Source organism: Oleiphilus sp. HI0125 (assembly GCF_001635355.1).
Genome location: NZ_LWGF01000659.1, coordinates 1 through 18,327, shown reverse-complemented (window position 1 = coordinate 18,327; position 18,327 = coordinate 1). Strand labels below are relative to the sequence as shown.

The following is an 18,327-nucleotide window of genomic DNA, read 5'->3' as shown; positions in this document are numbered from 1 at the left end:
CATGATGATGTTTATGCGGCTCACTCTTCTGTTTGTATTGCTTTTTGCCAAACCAGTTTTGGCTGATGAGAATGCATTAATCTCGTGGAGCGAGCCTGCATATGCTTTAGATTATAGCCGCCTAAACGAGCGTATTTTTGACGACTTCTCTTTACCAATAGAGTCTTTTGTCACTAAGCAATTGTCGTTAGACGAGCCTATTAGGATAGAAGTGTCGGCGCGCCCCTATGCCTATTATGAGCAAAGTGAGCGTCGTGTTTATCTGCCGCTATCTAATCTCTATCGCGTGAATGATGATCTACAAGCGCGCTTTCCACATCAGCCAGAAGTACAGAACACTATTTTTAATACAACCTTACAGTTCTATTTTTTAGTGGAGCTAATTCGTGCGATTTCAGTTGAGCAGTCATTGCGCATTACCGGCTGGGAGGCCGAGCGAGTTGATGCCTTGGCAACCATCATTTTGCTCAACGATGAACGTGTCGGCCAAGACTATTTACTAGATGCTGCAGAAGAGTTTTTGCTAATTGATCGTGCTGTCGCATCAATTGAGGCGCAGCGATTCAAAAATGAGTTTGCGGCGGATGAGTACCGATTAAGCCAAGTGCTTTGCATTATGCAAGCTTATGATGCTCAAGGTATTCGCGTGGCGAGTAGTGATGGCTTATGCCAAGGACAATATGAAGCAGGAATGAACTTTTGGTCGAAAGCGCTAGAGCCTTATCTGCAAGATAAATCGCTTTTGAAGCGCTGGCTGGCTCAACCTCGCGCTTCACAAGAAAGTGGTTCTTAATACCAGATAACGAAAGCTGCAGCTGCGCCAAGACCACACTTTTCATCGTGGTTACTTGTTCGACAAATATGTTTGCCCGCCGCATAAGTGAGTGCAGCACCGACTAGATACAATTCAAGATCGCGCTCTTTTTGAAATGATGAGCAGCCACTAAACAAAACAGTCATGGCCACAAGACTGGTGATGATCAACTTCTTCATCGAAGAAACATTCCCTTATAAATAAGTTAGCTTTCGAGAGCGCTATCCTACAAACAGGGGTAAAGCACGGCAAGCGTGTAATGAGATGAACGTGACATGGTTGTCAGCGAATGCTGTAAACAATGTTAAAAAGAGCCTAGAAGAGTTCTACGTCGTCGTCACTTGGTGGTTCTGGTTCAGATTTTGTGACGACATTTTTTGTTAACGCTTCTACCGCTGTGATCGAGCTGATTAGACTATGAAAGTGCAATTCTAAGGCATCGCTATTTTGATAGAGCACTTCCATTGAATCAAAGGCTTCACTTGAGAGTTGCAGCAGCTTCGCTTCTTGTTCTTCTGTGAGATCTAAAGTCATCGCAGCGATGTGTAACTCGTCCGATAGATTCTTCATAATATCGCGCGCATACATCTGAGTTTCTGCCGAGACCGATTTGATTAAATCCATAATTGAATTCACTTGGTCATGCTGGCTATTAATCAAGTTATTGACGGCGATGGTTCGGGCTTTTGCTTCAGCCAGAGCTGCGCCTTGCAACAGAATGTCGCGTAATCGACCGTACTTTTCTTGATCTTCCCAAGGAGCATTTGTCACAACCATAACAAGATATTCGAGTTTGAAAACTAAAATGCGATTCTTTGAAAGAACACGAATGTCCGTTGTAATTGCTTCATCAAGAATCTTTTCAGCGGCCCCGTGAACAGCGCCCTCTGGGTAATAATGTCGTTCGTTGTTGTCGAGAATTAGGGTATAGGTCGACAACTCCATGCTGTTGCATAGTCGGAACAGAGCGTTTGCCACATCATCGATGCTGCTCGATTCTTGCAACCACTCGACTAATTGCATTAATAAGCCAATTTCTGATGCTGCCCGCATTGCTGTTAATGCAGTATCAGTGCTTGTTTTTAATTTTCTTGGTTATGTTTTTTTAGCTTCACAAACGACTGAAGCTTATTCTCCACCCGCTTTTTTTCCCAGTTGTGTCCGATATAACTATCCAAAGGCAAGGTGGTTAGCATGTTACAGGGCTTCTGCTCTAGTGAATCATCGATAAAGCCCAGCATTGTTGGGGTGTTTTCGGGGAAGCTCTGCTCTAGATGGTCAATGAGAGCGTGGTAGTCAACGTTTTCGACGATATCGAAAAGAATGGCGTGCGGATGATGCGCAATGCCTTTCACAACATCGTCATTTGAGCTTAATGATGCTGTGTCGGTAGGAAGTGTGAGATGCAGTGATCCTTCGAGTTCATTTAACTCGCCGTAACTCGAGCTATCGCGTCCTGCAGCGTGAAAAAACACGACTTTTTGTGCACCCATCAAAAAACATCTCTACTGACTTAATGTGGAAGCAAGTCTAGTACAAGATTTTGGGAATGCTCAAAATAGAAATTTAGGAAATATTTCCTGTTACTCGAACGCGTTTTGAGCCCTTTATTTGCTCTGTATTGGACACTTGTCGGCGCTCAACTTCTGTGTCTATCCAGTTTTTCAGGGCGATGATTAGACCCATGCCGACGAAGGCTCCAGGAGGCAATATCGCAAACAGGAAGTTACTGTAATCATCGACAAGTGTAATCTCCCAAGCATGCGCCATGTCACCGAAAATGAGGTGCATGTTGCTAAATAATGCTCCTTGGCCAATCACTTCGCGTGCAGCGCCCAAAAGAACCAACACGATGAGAAATCCTAAGCCCATCATAAAGCCATCAACTGCGGCGAAAAGTGGATTGTTCTTACTAGCATAGGCGTCGGCACGTCCTAAAATCGCACAGTTAGTTACGATTAACGGAATGAAAATGCCTAGAATCTGGTACAACTCATAGGTAAAGGCTTGCATGAGTAGCTCCGCGCAAGTTACGAGCGAAGCAATAATCATTACGAAAGCAGGAAGGCGAATAGAGTCGTTCACATAGTTCCGAATCAAAGACACCGCGATATTCGACATCAACAATACCAGCATCGTTGCTAAGCCAAGACCAATCGCATTGACGACGGTTCCTGTTACGGCTAACAGCGGGCACAAACCGAGTAATTGAACGATTGCTGGATTATTAGACCAGAGACCATTCTTACTTAGGGTTTTGATTTCAGTTAAATTCGACATCGTTATTCCTGCCTAATGTGGCTTTAAAGACTCAGCTTAGATTTTGGTGCTTGAGATAAAAGCTGATCTTGGTGTGTCTCGAAAAAAGTTAGAGCGTCGTATACCGCCGAAACAATGGCACGTGGAGTGATGGTCGCGCCGGTGAGTTGATCGAATTCGCCACCATCCTTTTTAACATTCCATGCTTCGGTATCTGTGTTTGATAGAGACTTTTCGTTAAAACTTAGAATCCAATCTGACTTGCTCAATTCAATTTTATCGCCAAGCCCTGGTGTTTCTTTGTGAGTAAGCACTCTGACGCCGATTAACTCTCCGTCAATACCTACAGCAATAAGTAACTCAATCGGAGCGGTGTAACCATCGGGCGCAGTCCATGGGAAAATTAAGCTTGTCGTACGCGCATCTTTCTTTGCAAGGAATACTTCTCGTTCGACGCCTTGATAGCTTAGTAAATAGCTATCAGCGAGAAGGTCATTGCTACGCAGAGATTCAGGAACAAGGGCGTATAAGGCCGCTAGACGAGCTTTCTTTTCTTGTTCAGCGATTCGTTCACTCGTATTGGTTTGTACAAGTGCGACTAAGCCAGCCGTTAATATAGCGAATAAGCCGAGACCAATCGCAGCACGCACTGCTGACTGAAAAGTACTTGGCGTTTCGTTTGGCTGATCGTTTTGATCCATATCGCTCATAATTCTTATACCTTCGCCTTAGGGCCGCGTTTTGCTTTGTTATGGCCAAAGGTTCGCGGTTGCGTATAGACATCGATTAGGGGGGCTGCAAAGTTCATCAGTAGCACAGCGAAAGCAATTGCATCAGGGTAAGAGCCCCAGGTTCGAATAATGTAGGTAAATAAGCCAACACCTAGACCAAAAATAAAACGACCGCGTGGTGTTGTTGATGAAGAGACTGGGTCCGTTGCGATAAAGAAAGCACCAAACATCGTCGCACCCGCAAGTAAGTGAATACTTAATGGCACGGCTTGGTCGGGGTTAGACGAAAATAAAATTGATGGAAGTGCTAAGCCGAGTAATACGCCTGCAGGTGTCTGCCAAGGTATGATTCTTAGTGCCAGAAGACCAAGACCGCCAAGTAAGAAGGCTACATTTACCCATTCCCAACCAAGAACGATTCCCGAACCAAAGATGTCTTGGCTGGTAATCGCTTCATAAGTGCTCGCTTTCACCTCATGCTTATATACGTCTAAGGGTGTCGCGCCAGAGTATCCGTCGGGAGCATTCTCTATTTCCCAAATGCTAGCGAGCGTTTGTTGGACGCTAGGGAAATTTTCTTGAAGTGTGGTCGGGCTTGCCCAGTTGCTCGTCATAGCAAGAGGGAAGGAGATGAGCACGAGCGCATAGCCAGCCATAGCCGGGTTGAACGGGTTGTAGCCCAGACCGCCATAGAGTTGCTTCACAAAGATAATTGAGAAACTTGCGGCAATAACGCTTATCCACCATGGCGCTAATGGTGGTAGCGCTATTCCTAGCAGCACCCCTGTCAGCAAGGCACTGTAATCACTTAAGTAAAAACCGATACGACGTTTGCGTAAGGCTAAAATAGCAGCTTCGCTGAGCACTGCGGTAATACTGCAAAGGAGCACATTATGTAGGTTGCCCCAGCCGAAAAAGTAAGTTTGCGCGATCAAGCCCGGAATACATAACAGGATAACCCAGCGCATGATGCTAGAGGTGCTTTGATTTTGTTTAGTATGTGGTGAGCTTCGAGTAAGTAGTCCCATTATTTTTCAACCTCTTGGCTCTTAGCTTGTGCTAGTGCGTCTTGCGCGGCTTTTACACGCACGTTGTTTTTATCAACGGCGCGTTGGAATTTTTCGACGTTCTCGGGAGCATTAGCTTTTGCGTCTTCGAGCGTATCGATCATCTTATCGAGTTTGGCCTGCGCTTTTTCTAGATTAGCTTCTAATACCTCAACATGGACTGTTTCAGTTTTCGGCTCTGGTTTATTCTCTGATGAGGCCGCTTGTGCATCGTTCAATGCTTGCTTCGCTTGTTCTACGCGAGCTTTATTTTTATCAACGGCGCGTTGGAATTTTTCGACGTTCTCGGGTGCGTTAGCTTTTGCATCTTCGAGCGTATCGATCATCTTATCGAGTTTCGCCTGCGCTTTATCGACATTGCTTTGCAGCGTTTCAAGGGACACTTCTGGGACCGCTTGTGGTGTTGGCGCGCTAACGGTTTGCGCTTTTTCTAGTGCTTGTTTCGCCTGATTCACGCGTAGTTGATTTTTCTCGACCGCGCGCTGCAGTTTGGCAACATTATCCGGTGCATTGGCCTTGGCATCTTCGAGTGCATCGATCATCTTATCGAGCTTGCTTTGGGCTTTGTCTAAGTTGCCTTGTAATTCTTCAACGGAGACTTGTGCCGAAGCGGTTTCTGCTTTGCTCGCGTTTTTGCGCGCTAATGCTGCTTCAATAGCGGCTTTTTTGGGATCAACAGATTCGGCATTGGCTGCCGCTGCTTTTTTCTCGGCTTGTAATTTCGCTGCTGCTTCTGCGCGTGCTTTTCGTTTCGCTTCTTTTTCTTGCGCTTCACGTTCTAAACGTTCTTGGCGTGCTTCAAAACGAATACGGGCTTTTTCTGATTTGTCTGTGTCCAGGCGTTTTGCTTTTATCTCACCTTTTGCGTGTCGGTAGTGCTGAACGAGTGGAATGGAACTAGGACAAACATAGGCACAGGCGCCACATTCGATGCAATCGAATAGATTGTGCTGTTCAGCTTTTTCATACTCGGCAGAACGAGAGAACCAATATATTTGCTGAGGCAATAACTCTGCTGGGCAGGCTTCTGTACAAAGGCCACAGCGGATGCAGGCTTGAGCTTGATCTTCAAATGGCAACTCTTTGGCAGACGGCGCAAGAATACAGTTTGTTGTTTTAACGACCGGCGTATCGAGCTGTTCGATGGTGTAACCCATCATTGGACCGCCAATGATTAAGCGCGCATCGCGACTATCTTGAAACTGAAATTCCTGGAGCAAGTGCGACATCGGTGTACCGATAAGCGATTCAACATTGCATGATTTTTTGAACTGATCACCGGTGAGCGTTGTGATGCGCGAGATCAATGGCTCTCCGTAGCGAACTGCGCGATACACTGCACGAGCCGTTGCGACATTTTGGCATACGACGCCGATATCGGCAGGGATGCCGCCGCTAGGCACTTCTTCACCTGTCAGAATATAGATAAGCTGTTTTTCGCCACCAGATGGGTATTTAGTGGGGATGACTGCCAGTTCAATCGTGTATTGGCTGGCACTAGTATGGCCTTGATGTTCGGCAAGTGCTTCTTGAATTGCGGTATAAGCTTCAGCCTTGTTGTCTTCGATCGCTAATACGATATGTTGCGGCTCAAGTAGGCGCGCCATGATCTCTATGCCGCGTAGCATTTCGTCGGCATAGGTGCGCATTAACATGTCATCGGAGGTGATATATGGCTCGCACTCCACACCATTAATGACCAATGTTTTGAGTTTCTTTTGGTTTGCTGGGTGGAGTTTTACTTCACTTGGAAAGCCAGCTCCGCCCATGCCAGCAACGCCCGCACGACGAATACACTTAAGGACCTTTTCGCGCTCAAGATTTAGATAATCTTCATGTGCTTCTAGTTCGCACCATTGATCTTCGCCGTCGGTATCAATGACAACACATGGAGCGCTTAATCCTGATGGGTGTGCGATGGCTTGATCGCTTATTTCTCGAACCACACCAGAGCTTGGTGCGTGCACACAGGCGCTGATTACACCATCTGCGTCTGCAATTAATTGGCCTTTCAGAACTCGGTCGCCAGCGTTCACAAGGACCTTTGCGGACTTCCCTACGTGTTGTTGAAGCGGAACGATGAGTGTCGAAGGTAGACTCGTTTTTTGTATACCTAGTTGGGTACTTTGTGTCTTGTTTTCTTCAGGGTGTATACCGCCGTGAAAGTCATGCAGTGTGCGTGAATTAGTATGCGCAATACGAAGCTTTGCCATTATGCTGCACCTTTATCTGTCGTTATGATCGACGACTGCGGTGCTGACCAGTGCCAACCTGCAATGCCATTGTCTACTTCAACCATGTCGATACAGTCGACTGGGCAAGGCTCAATACACAGATCACAGCCTGTACATTCTGATGCGATGACCGTATGCATGTGCTTGGCTGCGCCTAATATTGCATCGACCGGACACGCCTGAATGCATTTGGTACAGCCAATGCATTCGTCTTCGCGAATGACGGCCACTTGCTTCGCTTTTTCTTCACCATGCTCTGCATCGAGTGGTAAAGGCTCGACATCTAAAAGATCTGCAAGAGCTTGGATCGTTGCTTCACCACCAGGCGGACACTTATTAATGTCTTCACCATTTGAGATGGCTTCAGCATATGGGCGGCATCCTGGGTGACCACATTGTCCACATTGAGTTTGGGGTAGTAGATCATCAATTTGATCAACGATAGGGTTGCCTTCTACACGAAAACGTATCGCTGCAAATCCTAAAATCGCACCAAAGACTGCGGCTAAGCTTAATAAAACGATAATTGCGGTTACTGCAATGGACATTAGAACGCCACCAATCCGGTAAAGCCCATAAATGCTAATGACATAAGACCAGCGGTGATCATTCCGATAGCTGAGCCTCTAAATGCATTCGGAATATCAGCAAATGCGAGGCGTTCTCGCATCGCTGAAAACAAGATCATAACGAGAGAAAACCCAATCGCTGCGCCGAAGCCATACAGAATGGATTCGACAAATCCGTTTTGTTTTTTGATGTTGAGTAAAGCAACGCCAAGTACTGCGCAGTTTGTTGTGATCAACGGAAGGAAAATACCCAGTACGCGGTACAACAAAGGGCTTGTTTTGCGTACAACGAGTTCTGTGAATTGCACGACAACTGCAATAACTAGAATGAAAGAGATCGTCTGCAAATACGCAAGATCGAAAGGTTCTAGTAGATAGGTGTATACGAGATACGCACACACTGAAGACAAAGTAAGCACGAAGGTTGTCGCAAAGGACATCCCCATTGCCGTTTCAAGCTTATTCGATACACCCATGAATGGGCATAAACCGAGGAACTGCACGAGCACAAAGTTGTTGACCAAAATTGTGCTCACTAATATGAGTAGATATTCCGTCATGCTGCTTACTTCTCAGGCGTCTCACATAATTCGCATGCCAGGCTGAGCGCCTTCATGAGGTTCAAGAAGCCAAATGTCTTTGCCACCAGGGCCCGCTGCTAGAACCATACCTTCAGACATACCGAACTTCATTTTTCTTGGTTTGAGGTTGGCAACCATCACCGTATGCTTACCAATGAGATCTTCAGGCGCATAGGCAGACTTGATACCTGAGAACACTTGTTTTTCGGTGAAGCCTAAATCAAGCGTTAGCTTGAGTAGTTTTTTCGCACCATCAACGTGTTCAGCGTTTTTGATAAGGGCTACGCGTAAATCAACTTTGGCGAAGTCATCAAACTCAATTTCGTCTGCAATCGGCTCGGCATTATTTTCTTGTTTGGCCGACGCATCGTATTTCTTACCTAATTGCGCTTCGGCAGCTGCAGCTTCTTTTGAAGCCTCAAGCATAGAATCGATTTTAGGCATTTCGACACGTGTCATAAGTGGCTTGAACTTCGTAATGGCATGCGCTGTCAGGAGAGTTTCTCGCGCATTCCACGATAATTCTGTATTAAGAAAGGCCTCTGATTTTTCACGCATGACAGGCAAAATTGGGCCAAGATACGTCATTAACTGGCGGAACATGTTTATGCCGTTGGAGCAGATCTCGTGCAGAAGCTCGCTCTGCTCAGGATCTTTTGCAACAACCCATGGTGCCTGTTCATCGATATATTGGTTTGCGATATCCGCAAGCTCCATAATTTTACGTACGGCTTTACCAAACTCTCGGCCTTCATAGAAATCAGCGATTTGATCACCGGCTTCGATGAATTGCTGCAGCAGCTCGTTGTTTGCTTGAGCAGCCAATTGTCCATCGAACTTTTTAGTGATAAATCCTGCGCAACGGCTCGCAATATTGACGACCTTGCCAACCAAATCCGAATTAACTCGCTGAGCAAAATCTTCGAGGTTTAAGTCGAGATCATCGACATTCGACGTTAATTTTGCCGCGAAGTAATAACGTAAGTACTCTGGATCTAGATGTTCAAGATAGGTGCTTGCTTTAATAAATGTCCCACGAGATTTCGACATTTTTTTGCCGTTAACAGTGACAAAACCGTGCGCATGAACGGCAGTAGGCGTTCTACAGTCAGCGCAGCTCAGCATTGCTGGCCAGAACAAAGCATGGAAGTTGATAATGTCTTTACCAATAAAGTGGTATAGCTCTGTGATTGAGTCTTTCTTCCAATATTCGTCAAAATCCAGATCGTCACGACGATCACAGAGATTTTTGAAACTCGCCATGTAACCGATCGGAGCATCTAGCCAAACGTAGAAGTACTTGCCTGGTTGCTCCGGAATTTCAAAACCGAAATATGGCGCATCACGCGAGATATCCCACTCTTGAAGTCCGGCATCTAACCATTCAGAAAGCTTATTTGCGATTTGATCTTGCAGCGTGCCACTGCGTGTCCATTCGCTTAAAAAGTTTTGGAATTCAGGAAGTTTGAAAAAGAAGTGTTCAGAGTCTTTTTCAATTGGTGTAGCACCAGAAATTACAGAAACAGGGTTGATCAACTCCATTGGTGAATAGGTTGCACTGCAGTTCTCGCAGTTATCACCATATTGATCTTCAGCGCCACATTTCGGGCAGGTTCCTTTAACAAAACGGTCTGCTAGGAACAGTTCTTTTTCAGGGTCGTATGCTTGCGTAATGCTACGACGGGCGATCTTTCCGTTTTTGTCTAGTGCGGTGTAGATTGATTCTGCGAGCGTTTGGTTTTCAGGTGAATGCGTTGAATAGTAGTTATCAAAACCGACTGAAAATCCAGCAAAGTCGCGCTGGTGCTCTTGGTTGATGCGATCAATTAGTTGTTCTGGTGTAATGCCTTCTTTTTCGGCGCGTAACATGATGGCAGTGCCATGCGCATCATCGGCACACACATAAGTACATTGTTCTCCGCGGCTCTTTTGAAAACGTACCCAAATATCCGTTTGAATATACTCAAGTAAATGGCCTAAGTGAATCGGGCCGTTCGCATAGGGTAGAGCACTAGTAACAAGAATTTTACGCACTGAATAAGTCTCTCAAACATTCAAAAGGAAGTTGTGATCGCACTGCTAAGCTGCATGAGCCTAGCACAGAAAAATGCGGCGCTATCATACCGATCTAAGCGATACTTTTCATCTTTCTTACGCTTATATGCTTAGATTCGCTTTATAAGCTTGAATTTTTTTTATCTGCCTCGATTTAGTGGAGGGGTGAAGCCAACTTTCAAGTCAGTGTTATGTATAAGGGGATAAGTTATGAGTCAGGTCAACGCTGAAGAATTAAAGGATGCGATTGCGCAATACATCGACCCTTATTTACAACAAAATTTGTATGACATTGGTGCAGTTAAATCGGTTGAGGAGATAGACGGAAAGGTCTCGGTTCGTATAGAACTGCCCTATGCAAGCTTAGGGTTACACGGCGCAGTGCAGCAACTGCTCAGTACTCAGATTGAATATTTAGATGGGGTAGCGAGTGTAGATGTCCAAGTGGGACAACGCGTGCTTGCGCACGAGGCCCAGAATAACTTGCCGAGTTTAAGCAATGTTAAAAACATTATTGCGGTTGCCTCTGGTAAAGGTGGGGTAGGTAAGAGTACTAGTGCTGTGAATCTAGCATTAGCGCTTGCACAGGAAGGTGCTAGTGTTGGCATCTTGGATGCGGACATTTACGGCCCGAGTGTTGGCATGATGTTAGGCATTGCTGAAGATGCACGCCCAGAAACCTACGAAGATAAAATGTTTGTGCCGATCGAAGCGCATGGTATTCAGTCGATGTCCATGGCTTACCTTGTGACAGATAAAACTCCAGTTGTATGGCGAGGACCAATGGTAAGTGGTGCGCTGATGCAATTATTAACGCAAACACGTTGGAACGATTTAGATTACCTGATCATTGATATGCCACCTGGAACGGGTGACATCCAGTTGACCTTGGCGCAAAAAGTACCCGTGACAGGATCGATTGTCGTAACGACGCCTCAAGATATAGCGTTGTTAGATTGTAAAAAAGGAATCGAAATGTTCCGCAAAGTGAACATTCCAGTCTTTGGCGTTATTGAAAATATGAGTATGCATATTTGCAGTGCGTGTGGTTATCATGAACCATTATTTGGTGAAGGTGGTGGTCGACGCATTGCGGAAGCTTATGACACAACTGTGTTGGGTGAAATGCCTCTGCATCAAACCATTCGTAAACATATGGATGCTGGTGCTCCGACAGTAACAGCAGAACCAGATAGTGAAGTAGCTCTGCTATACAAAGACATTGCGCGAAAAGTTGGTGCCGAAATCTCGAAACAAACGCAAGATGCTAAAGGAAACTTCCCCGAAATTATTGTATCGACCGATTAATAGCTACGAACGACACGTGGTGTTTTCAGCCATGTATCTAAAAACTCGGGAATATCATCAACGCCCAAGGGTTTTTCATAAATAAATCCTTGGGCGTAGTCGCAGCCTAATTGAATAAGTACGTCTTCTTGGCGACGAGACTCTACCCCTTCTGCTAATACTTCTATATTCAAGCTTTTAGCAAGCGTCACGATACTTTGCACCAATGCGCGGTCAGAGCTGTGATTGATGATTTCGTGTACGAATAAACGATCAATTTTGATCTTCGACAAAATATGACTGAACTTTTTGATGTAACCGAGTGATGAGTAGCCTGTCCCAAAGTCGTCAATACTGAAGCTGACACCAAGTTTCAGTAGTTCCTCCAAACCTTGTATTACGTTGTCATCGTAATTAAGAACCAGACGTTCTGTTACTTCTAATTCGACCCACTCAAGACCGCTTTCTTGGGCGAGATCGTTATGAATCCAAGGCATCATCTCACGATGATGGAAGTTCGTTGGGCTGAAGTTTACGGATAAATTGAAGGGTCGATCGAATTTGTCGCGCCAGATTTTGACTTGCTTTGATGCGGTCCTTAATACCCAGCGATCAAGATGGAATATCAATCCAGTTTGTTCAGCAATGGGAATAAAAAGATCGGGTCTCACTTCTCCTAAGTCTTCATCTTCCCAGCGCAATAATGCCTCAAAGCCACTAATCGACATGTCTCTGAGATTAACCAGTGGCTGATAATAAATTTCGAGCTTTTCGTCGCGTAGCGCATTTTGGAGTTTGTTCTTGATCGTGTTTTTGAGCATGACGTCTTGCAACATGCTGGGTTCAAAAAAGGCGAAAGTATTACGTCCTGAGTTTTTGGCGTGATACATCGCGGTATCTGCTTTGCGAATCAATTCTTCTGTTGTTACACCATCATCAGGGAAAAACACTGTACCTAAACTACACCCGAGCTGCAGTTGTGCATTGTTATGCGCAAAGTTTTCACGAAATGAATGAATGATTGATTCCGCAATATCTTCGGCTTCGCGCTTTGTATTGCAGGAGCATGTAGCGATGAATTCATCGCCCCCAAAACGCGCGACGTAGCCATTGTTATTATTGGCAATAAGTTCTTTTAAACGTTTCGCACTTGCTTGAAGAACGCGGTCGCCAACACTGTGGCCTAGACTGTCATTCACTTCTTTGAATCCATCTAAGTCAATAAAGAATAAGGCTAAGCGATTTGCTCCTGTTTGTTTCGAGATTTTTTCCATTTCATTGGTGAGATGTTTTTCGATATGACGTCGATTAGGCAAATGAGTGAGAGCGTCATTACTTGCCTGATATTCCAATTGATTTTCATATGACTCGCGTGCTTGGCGGAATTCAATCGCTTGCTGCTGTGCCTGATTCAATGCCTGAACTAGATCGGTTAATTCATCGTTGATCGGGGAACGATTCAGCTTAATAGGCGTATATTGATTTTGTTTCGTTCGCTCTATATCTCGTGTGGCGGTACTAATTGTGACCAAGTGATCGGTCACAAGTCGACGAACGATGATTTGAAGAAAGCATGCGAATAAGCCGATAAAAATTGCGGCTGCGATGCCTAGCAGTTTAATTCTGTCGACAAACTCGTGGTTTAAATAGGAATTGCTTGCTTGTACTTGAAGGGTGCCTAGGTATTGTTGTTCGTAGTAAAGGACTTGCTCGAGGTCGGCGTCAGTATCTTCAAAATTACCTGAACGTTTTGCAAAACCATTTTCGTCTATTAATTGAACTCCGGTAATTGCTGGAGATCTAGATAAACCATCAAGAAGTGTTTGAACGCCTTCATCGTCGACATTCCATAAGTTGCGTTCTAATTGCGCTTTGATTGCGCCGACGGCTTCTTTACTGCTACTTTGGATTTTTTCGGTATGTATACGGTTTTCGTATTCAATGAGGGTAATGAAGACGGCGAGTGTGAAAATTAAACCGATGGAAATGAAGTACCACGCTAAACGGTCACCTAGCTTTTGAGGGCGTAGTAGTTTGATGCCTTTTTTGTCCATAATATCGCCTTTGGCATGAGCATTGACGTGTCTCGAATACATCCTGTTCCGAATCACTGATTATTGCGCGTTTTTTGAGCAAGTTCCAGTTTTGTGCACGGCGGGAGTCTTTTTTCTCGCATGCTCTCGCTGTATGATTGCTCGCAATTTGAATAGTGGGGAAAACCGATGGCGATTAAGTCTGATAAGTGGATTCGTCGAATGGCTGAGCAAGAGGGCATGATTGAACCTTTTGAGCCGGGACAAGTACGTGAAGGAAATGATGGGCGTATCATTTCTTATGGCACATCTAGCTACGGGTATGATGTACGTTGCTCGAGCGAATTTAAGATCTTTACGAACGTACATTCTGCAACGGTAGATCCGAAGAATTTCGATGAAACGAGCTTTGTTGATATCGATAGCGACGTTTGTATTATCCCTCCGAACTCTTTTGCATTAGCGCGTACCGTGGAATATTTTCGTATTCCAAGAAGCGTGCTGACTGTTTGTCTTGGCAAATCAACGTACGCGCGTTGTGGCATTATCGTAAATGTCACGCCTTTGGAGCCAGAATGGGAAGGGCATGTAACGCTTGAGTTTTCGAACACTACGAATTTGCCTGCAAAAATTTATGCAAACGAAGGCGTTGCACAAATGTTGTTCTTTGAGTCGGACGAAGTGTGTGAGACTAGCTATCGTGATCGCGGTGGTAAGTATCAAGGCCAGACTGGGGTGACCTTGCCGAAAACCTAAGTCAAATGAGAGCTCAGATTCAAAAAAGGGAGTGTAATAACGCTCCCTTTTCGTTTCTAAAGTTTGGTATTAAGCAATCGAGTTATGCTTGCTCGAGCGCCTGATCTATATCGGCGATAATATCGTCAATATGTTCTATCCCTACAGAAATTCGTACTAGATCTTCACTCACTCCTGCCGCAGCTAGTTCTTCTGCATCAAGTTGACGGTGAGTCGTTGAAGCTGGATGACAAGCAAGAGATTTCGCATCGCCAATATTTACGAGGCGAAGAATCATCTGCAAGGCATCGATAAATCGTGTACCGGCTTCTTTGCCTCCTTTGATGCCAAAGCTGAGTATGCCTGAGGCGCGTCCGCCACATAAGGTTTTACAGTTTTCATAGTAAGGACTGGTCGGCAAACCTGCATAGTTAACCCAAGTTACTTTGGGATGGCTTGCAAGATGTTCAGCCACACGCTCGGCATTGTTGCAGTGACGTTCCATACGAAGGCCTAAGGTCTCCAAGCCCTGGAGAATCAAGAAGGCATTATGCGGCGATAATGCGGCACCGGTATTACGAAGAGGAACGACGCGACAGCGGCCAATAAAGGCAGCAGGACCCATTGCCTCGGTATAGACCACACCATGGTATGACGGATCAGGTTCATTAAATAGAGGGAAGCGCTCTTTGTTTGCCGCCCAATCAAAATTCCCTGAGTCAACAATGGCGCCACCGATCGCTAGGCCGTGGCCGCCAATGTATTTTGTTAGAGAGTGAACAACGATATCGGCGCCAAGTTTGAAAGGCTGGCAGATGTAAGGTGTTGCAACGGTATTGTCGACGATAACTGGAATGCCATGACGATGCGCTATCTCAGATAGCTTTTTGATATCAACAATGTTGCCGGCGGGATTTCCAATCGATTCACAGAACAGTGCGCGAGTTTTATCATCAATCAAGGATTCCATTTTCTCGAAATCTCGATGGTCACACATTTTTACTTCTATTCCTTGTTGCGGAAAAGTATGAGCAAACAGATTGTAAGTGCCACCATATAATTGACTCGTGCTCACTATGTTATCTCCAGCACGAGTTAAGCATTGAATAGAGTATGTGATGGCCGACATGCCAGATGAAACCGCCAACGCACCGATGCCACCCTCCATTTCCGCGATTCGTTGCTCTAACACGCCTGTGGTTGGGTTCATGATTCGCGTATAGATATTTCCGGGTACTTTCAGGTCAAACAGATCTGCGCCGTGTTGGGTGTTGTCGAAGGTAAATGATGTGGTTTGATAGATCGGTACAGCAGCAGATTTGGTAGTAGCTTCGGATTCGTAGCCATGATGTAATGCTAGTGATTCTAATTTCATTGTTACTCTCTTTATTCTCTTGATGAAGCGATTTTCAACTTCTTTTTATAATGGCTTTTTATGCAGCATTGCAATAGACATGTGCCGCGTATTGGTAAAGTTTTGTTTAGGAACAAACAACTATGAACCCTAAAAAATTAATGAAATCGGTAAAGGCTTTGTCTGGATGGAGAGAGACGGCTTTTCTATTGGCTCTGGTAGAGCGCTCTTTACCAAATATTCGTTTGTTTTTAGAGAGTACTGATCGTCTCGATGTTGATCCTGAATTTTTTCCTAAGGGCTTTTCCTCTTTACTTGATTCGAGTTGGCAGTCTGGAGTCATGGCGCCCAATGATGAAAGTTTGGTCTTGTGCCTTGATACGGTGGCCGCGCACTTTGTCGAAGATGCAGAAACTGCATTCGGAGCCATTCCTTGCAATCTTGGCTTAAGTCTATGGGAGCTCGCGCTTCTCTCTGCTTTGAATCGAGATAAGAAGAGAGCAGAGGAAGGCAGTCAATTATCTATTACAAGCGTGACAGAGTTTCTCGAATTCTCTGAAGGCGAAGGCTTAGATGAAAATGATTTGATTCGTCTTTTTGAGAAGCATGATTTGATGGCGAGAGAGTTTTCTTTTCAGCAGGAGTTATGCGACATACTGCGCAGCGCCGATAAACTTTCAAAAGATCTGATGATACAAATTCGAACTTTGGCTCATGATAACGGTGTTAGTAATTTGGGTATTAGTCTGGAAGAGGAATAGCCAGTTATGAAAGCGACTTTGTTGGCTTTGATTGTTCTCGTCTTTTCTTGCTCTGTTCTGGCGCGAGAGTCTTATGTTGGTTTGAGCTGGGATGTAAAAAAAGACTCTGACAAGTATGCAAGTGCTTACTTGATAGGGGCGGTTCACATGGCAAATAGCAGCTTTTATCCATTCGACAAGAAGATTCTTGATCGTTTTACAAAGTCAGATGTTCTCTTGGTGGAAGCGGATGAAAGTCGCGTTTCAGAGGCTGATATGAATGCATTGATGTCAAAATATGCTCTATATCCAGAAGGCGTGCATTATCGCGATGAACTTTCTGCACCCTTGGTTGAACGTATTGAAATGATGTTTCGTGCTTTGGGTATCAGTGAGCCTGACGCTTTGTTTGGATCATACCGGCCTGGTTTTCTTGGACTGAGCTTAGCCGCTCTCCAAGCTCAGTCGCTCGGCTATGAAGCGAGTTATGGCATTGACCGTTATTTCCTTGATCGAGCGCAGTATAAAAAACCGGTCGAAGAGTTAGAGGGGCTTGCCTTTCAAATGGAATTGCTTGAACACTTGCCGATAAATGAAGCAGTGTTTGGGCAATCATTACTCGCGATGGCGGACTACCAAGAACAATGGCAAGCGATAGAAGCGGCATGGAAAAACTCGGATGGAGTTGCTCTTTATAACATGGTTATTGCTGAACCAATGCGTGATTTTCCCGAATTGAAACCTTATTTTGAAAAACTGTTTTTTGAGCGAAATCGTACGATGGCCGATAAAATTGTTGCATGTATGCAAACGCGTGTGTGTTTCGTTGTGGTGGGCGCTGGCCACTTAGATGGGCCAGCAGGTGTTGTTGAGTTGTTGCGTGAACGAGGGCTATCGCTTACGCAACTTCAGTAGCTCTGGAGCTAGTGCTTTCATCGTGAATGAAGGTCAGGTCGCGACCGTGTTTCTTAGCTTGGTATAGTGCTTTGTCGGCGCGTTCATATAGCTGCCATTTAGTAAGAACATTTGGACTTGCTTGAGTAATACCAAATGAGGCGCTGATTCGAATTTCCTCTCCATTCCATTGAAGACGTAGTTCTTTGATCCTTTTTCTTAAACGTTCTGCTAACTGAAAGGCTTCGTTAGACTGAGAATTACAGACAATAATGCAGACTTCCTCGCTCCCAATGCGTGCGGCAATCTCACCCGTTCGTAAATTATCAAGTATGAGTTTAGAAACTTCTTTAAGAACCATGTCGCCGGCTTGATGACCCCAAGTATCGTTGACACGTTTGAAATGATCTAAGTCTATTTGAATTAAAGACATTGGTGTGTTGTAGCGTTGATAGCGCTCGAACTCTTGATCGAGCCGAGTTTGGAAATAACGTTTGTTATACAAGCCGGTCAGACCATCGCTTAATGCTAGGTCTGTCATTGTTTGTTCACGTTTTCCAATGATGTAACCAAACCTCGCGAAAACGATTGCACTCATGCATGTAATGTAGCCATACAAAAGAATATCGAACGAGACATTAGAGAAAGGGTTTCGACCTGCTATCCATTGTAAAACAACCCATCCGATTGGGAACATGATTGCTAAGCCGATGCCATAACATGCGCGTAAAGTCGGAAGGGAAAAGTGCCGCATGAGCGTGCTGTTCGCAAATTGAATGGAACGGTTTTGGATTATTGTCATGTTATCGAGCCTCCTTGGCAGGTGCGCTTTATTCTTTTGTGCGCAGATGAATCCTGTATATAGGCGAGATTTTTAGTTCATGCCAATAAATTCTTGCATGAGGGTTTGAGTTTCTATTAAATCTTGAATGCTTGAACAATAAAAAATAAATGATATTTACATGATAAAAAGA

At 44.9% G+C, this 18,327-nt stretch carries 18 protein-coding genes; 5 read left to right on the top strand and 13 right to left on the bottom strand.

What is annotated here, in order from left to right:
• The first annotated feature begins 13 nt into the window (after window positions 1-13).
• Window positions 14-793, top strand: a complete 780-nt coding sequence (locus A3762_RS09140; RefSeq protein WP_197469163.1) for a DUF4344 domain-containing metallopeptidase — start codon at window positions 14-16, stop codon at window positions 791-793.
• Here the strand turns inward: A3762_RS09140 and A3762_RS09135 are convergent.
• The 10 genes from A3762_RS09135 to metG all read right to left on the bottom strand — a co-directional run bounded on the left by A3762_RS09135 (window position 790) and on the right by metG (window position 10,289).
• Window positions 790-993 (bottom strand): hypothetical protein, encoded by a 204-nt coding sequence (locus A3762_RS09135; RefSeq protein ID WP_068482850.1) that lies wholly within the window; start codon window positions 991-993, stop codon window positions 790-792. The two genes, A3762_RS09140 and A3762_RS09135, sit on opposite strands and share 4 nt — an antisense overlap.
• Window positions 994-1,129: 136 nt before the next feature.
• The gene (locus A3762_RS09130) at window positions 1,130-1,837 is read right to left on the bottom strand and encodes a hypothetical protein (protein ID WP_156493351.1); all 708 of its coding nucleotides are present in this window, start codon (window positions 1,835-1,837) and stop codon (window positions 1,130-1,132) included.
• Between the two features lie 59 nt (window positions 1,838-1,896).
• A complete protein-coding gene (locus tag A3762_RS09125; protein ID WP_068755056.1) occupies window positions 1,897-2,307 on the bottom strand; it encodes a hypothetical protein in 411 nt (136 codons plus the stop codon).
• A 73-nt stretch (window positions 2,308-2,380) separates the two neighbouring features.
• Window positions 2,381-3,094, bottom strand: coding sequence for an electron transport complex subunit E (locus A3762_RS09120; RefSeq protein WP_068755054.1), 714 nt, complete (start codon window positions 3,092-3,094; stop codon window positions 2,381-2,383).
• Between the two features lie 23 nt (window positions 3,095-3,117).
• Window positions 3,118-3,783 (bottom strand): electron transport complex subunit RsxG, encoded by a 666-nt coding sequence (rsxG, locus tag A3762_RS09115; RefSeq protein WP_082869034.1) that lies wholly within the window; start codon window positions 3,781-3,783, stop codon window positions 3,118-3,120.
• Between the two features lie 5 nt (window positions 3,784-3,788).
• Window positions 3,789-4,832 (bottom strand): electron transport complex subunit RsxD, encoded by a 1,044-nt coding sequence (gene rsxD / locus A3762_RS09110; RefSeq protein WP_068755051.1) that lies wholly within the window; start codon window positions 4,830-4,832, stop codon window positions 3,789-3,791.
• Entirely contained in the window at window positions 4,832-7,084 is a 2,253-nt protein-coding gene (gene rsxC, locus A3762_RS09105) for an electron transport complex subunit RsxC (RefSeq protein WP_068755049.1), read from the bottom strand. Before rsxC ends, rsxD begins: the two co-directional genes overlap by 1 nt.
• Entirely contained in the window at window positions 7,084-7,653 is a 570-nt protein-coding gene (gene rsxB, locus A3762_RS09100) for an electron transport complex subunit RsxB (RefSeq protein ID WP_068755047.1), read from the bottom strand. The genes rsxC and rsxB overlap by 1 nt, the downstream gene beginning before the upstream one ends.
• Window positions 7,653-8,234 (bottom strand): electron transport complex subunit RsxA, encoded by a 582-nt coding sequence (rsxA, locus tag A3762_RS09095; RefSeq protein WP_068755046.1) that lies wholly within the window; start codon window positions 8,232-8,234, stop codon window positions 7,653-7,655. Before rsxA ends, rsxB begins: the two co-directional genes overlap by 1 nt.
• 21 nt (window positions 8,235-8,255) lie before the next feature.
• Window positions 8,256-10,289: a methionine--tRNA ligase gene (gene metG, locus A3762_RS09090; RefSeq protein WP_068755044.1), complete on the bottom strand. Its 2,034-nt coding sequence runs from the start codon at window positions 10,287-10,289 to the stop codon at window positions 8,256-8,258.
• 231 nt (window positions 10,290-10,520) lie between these two features.
• Here metG and apbC point away from each other — a divergent pair, with 231 nt between their 5' ends.
• Window positions 10,521-11,618 (top strand): iron-sulfur cluster carrier protein ApbC, encoded by a 1,098-nt coding sequence (apbC, locus tag A3762_RS09085; RefSeq protein WP_068755042.1) that lies wholly within the window; start codon window positions 10,521-10,523, stop codon window positions 11,616-11,618.
• On the opposite strand, the gene A3762_RS09080 is transcribed toward apbC, so the two are convergent.
• On the bottom strand, window positions 11,615-13,651 hold the full coding sequence (locus A3762_RS09080) for a bifunctional diguanylate cyclase/phosphodiesterase (RefSeq protein ID WP_197469162.1): 2,037 nt from the start codon (window positions 13,649-13,651) through the stop codon (window positions 11,615-11,617). The genes apbC and A3762_RS09080 overlap by 4 nt on opposite strands.
• A 168-nt stretch (window positions 13,652-13,819) precedes the next feature.
• Between A3762_RS09080 and dcd the strand changes: the two genes are divergently transcribed.
• Window positions 13,820-14,386 (top strand): dCTP deaminase, encoded by a 567-nt coding sequence (dcd, locus tag A3762_RS09075; RefSeq protein ID WP_068755038.1) that lies wholly within the window; start codon window positions 13,820-13,822, stop codon window positions 14,384-14,386.
• An 82-nt stretch (window positions 14,387-14,468) separates the two neighbouring features.
• Here the strand turns inward: dcd and A3762_RS09070 are convergent, their stop codons facing one another.
• Window positions 14,469-15,740 carry an O-acetylhomoserine aminocarboxypropyltransferase/cysteine synthase family protein gene (locus A3762_RS09070; protein ID WP_068755037.1) on the bottom strand — a complete coding sequence of 424 codons (1,272 nt, stop codon included), beginning with the start codon at window positions 15,738-15,740 and terminating at the stop codon, window positions 14,469-14,471.
• 122 nt (window positions 15,741-15,862) lie between these two features.
• On the opposite strand from A3762_RS09070, the gene A3762_RS09065 reads away from it, so the two are divergent.
• Both A3762_RS09065 and A3762_RS09060 read left to right on the top strand, forming a co-directional pair.
• Window positions 15,863-16,480 carry a DUF416 family protein gene (locus A3762_RS09065; protein WP_068755035.1) on the top strand — a complete coding sequence of 206 codons (618 nt, stop codon included), beginning with the start codon at window positions 15,863-15,865 and terminating at the stop codon, window positions 16,478-16,480.
• 6 nt (window positions 16,481-16,486) lie between these two features.
• On the top strand, window positions 16,487-17,374 hold the full coding sequence (locus A3762_RS09060) for a TraB/GumN family protein (protein WP_068755033.1): 888 nt from the start codon (window positions 16,487-16,489) through the stop codon (window positions 17,372-17,374).
• Here A3762_RS09060 and A3762_RS09055 read toward each other — a convergent pair.
• On the bottom strand, window positions 17,358-18,155 hold the full coding sequence (locus A3762_RS09055) for a GGDEF domain-containing protein (RefSeq protein ID WP_068755031.1): 798 nt from the start codon (window positions 18,153-18,155) through the stop codon (window positions 17,358-17,360). The two genes, A3762_RS09060 and A3762_RS09055, sit on opposite strands and share 17 nt — an antisense overlap.
• Window positions 18,156-18,327: the final 172 nt, after the last annotated feature.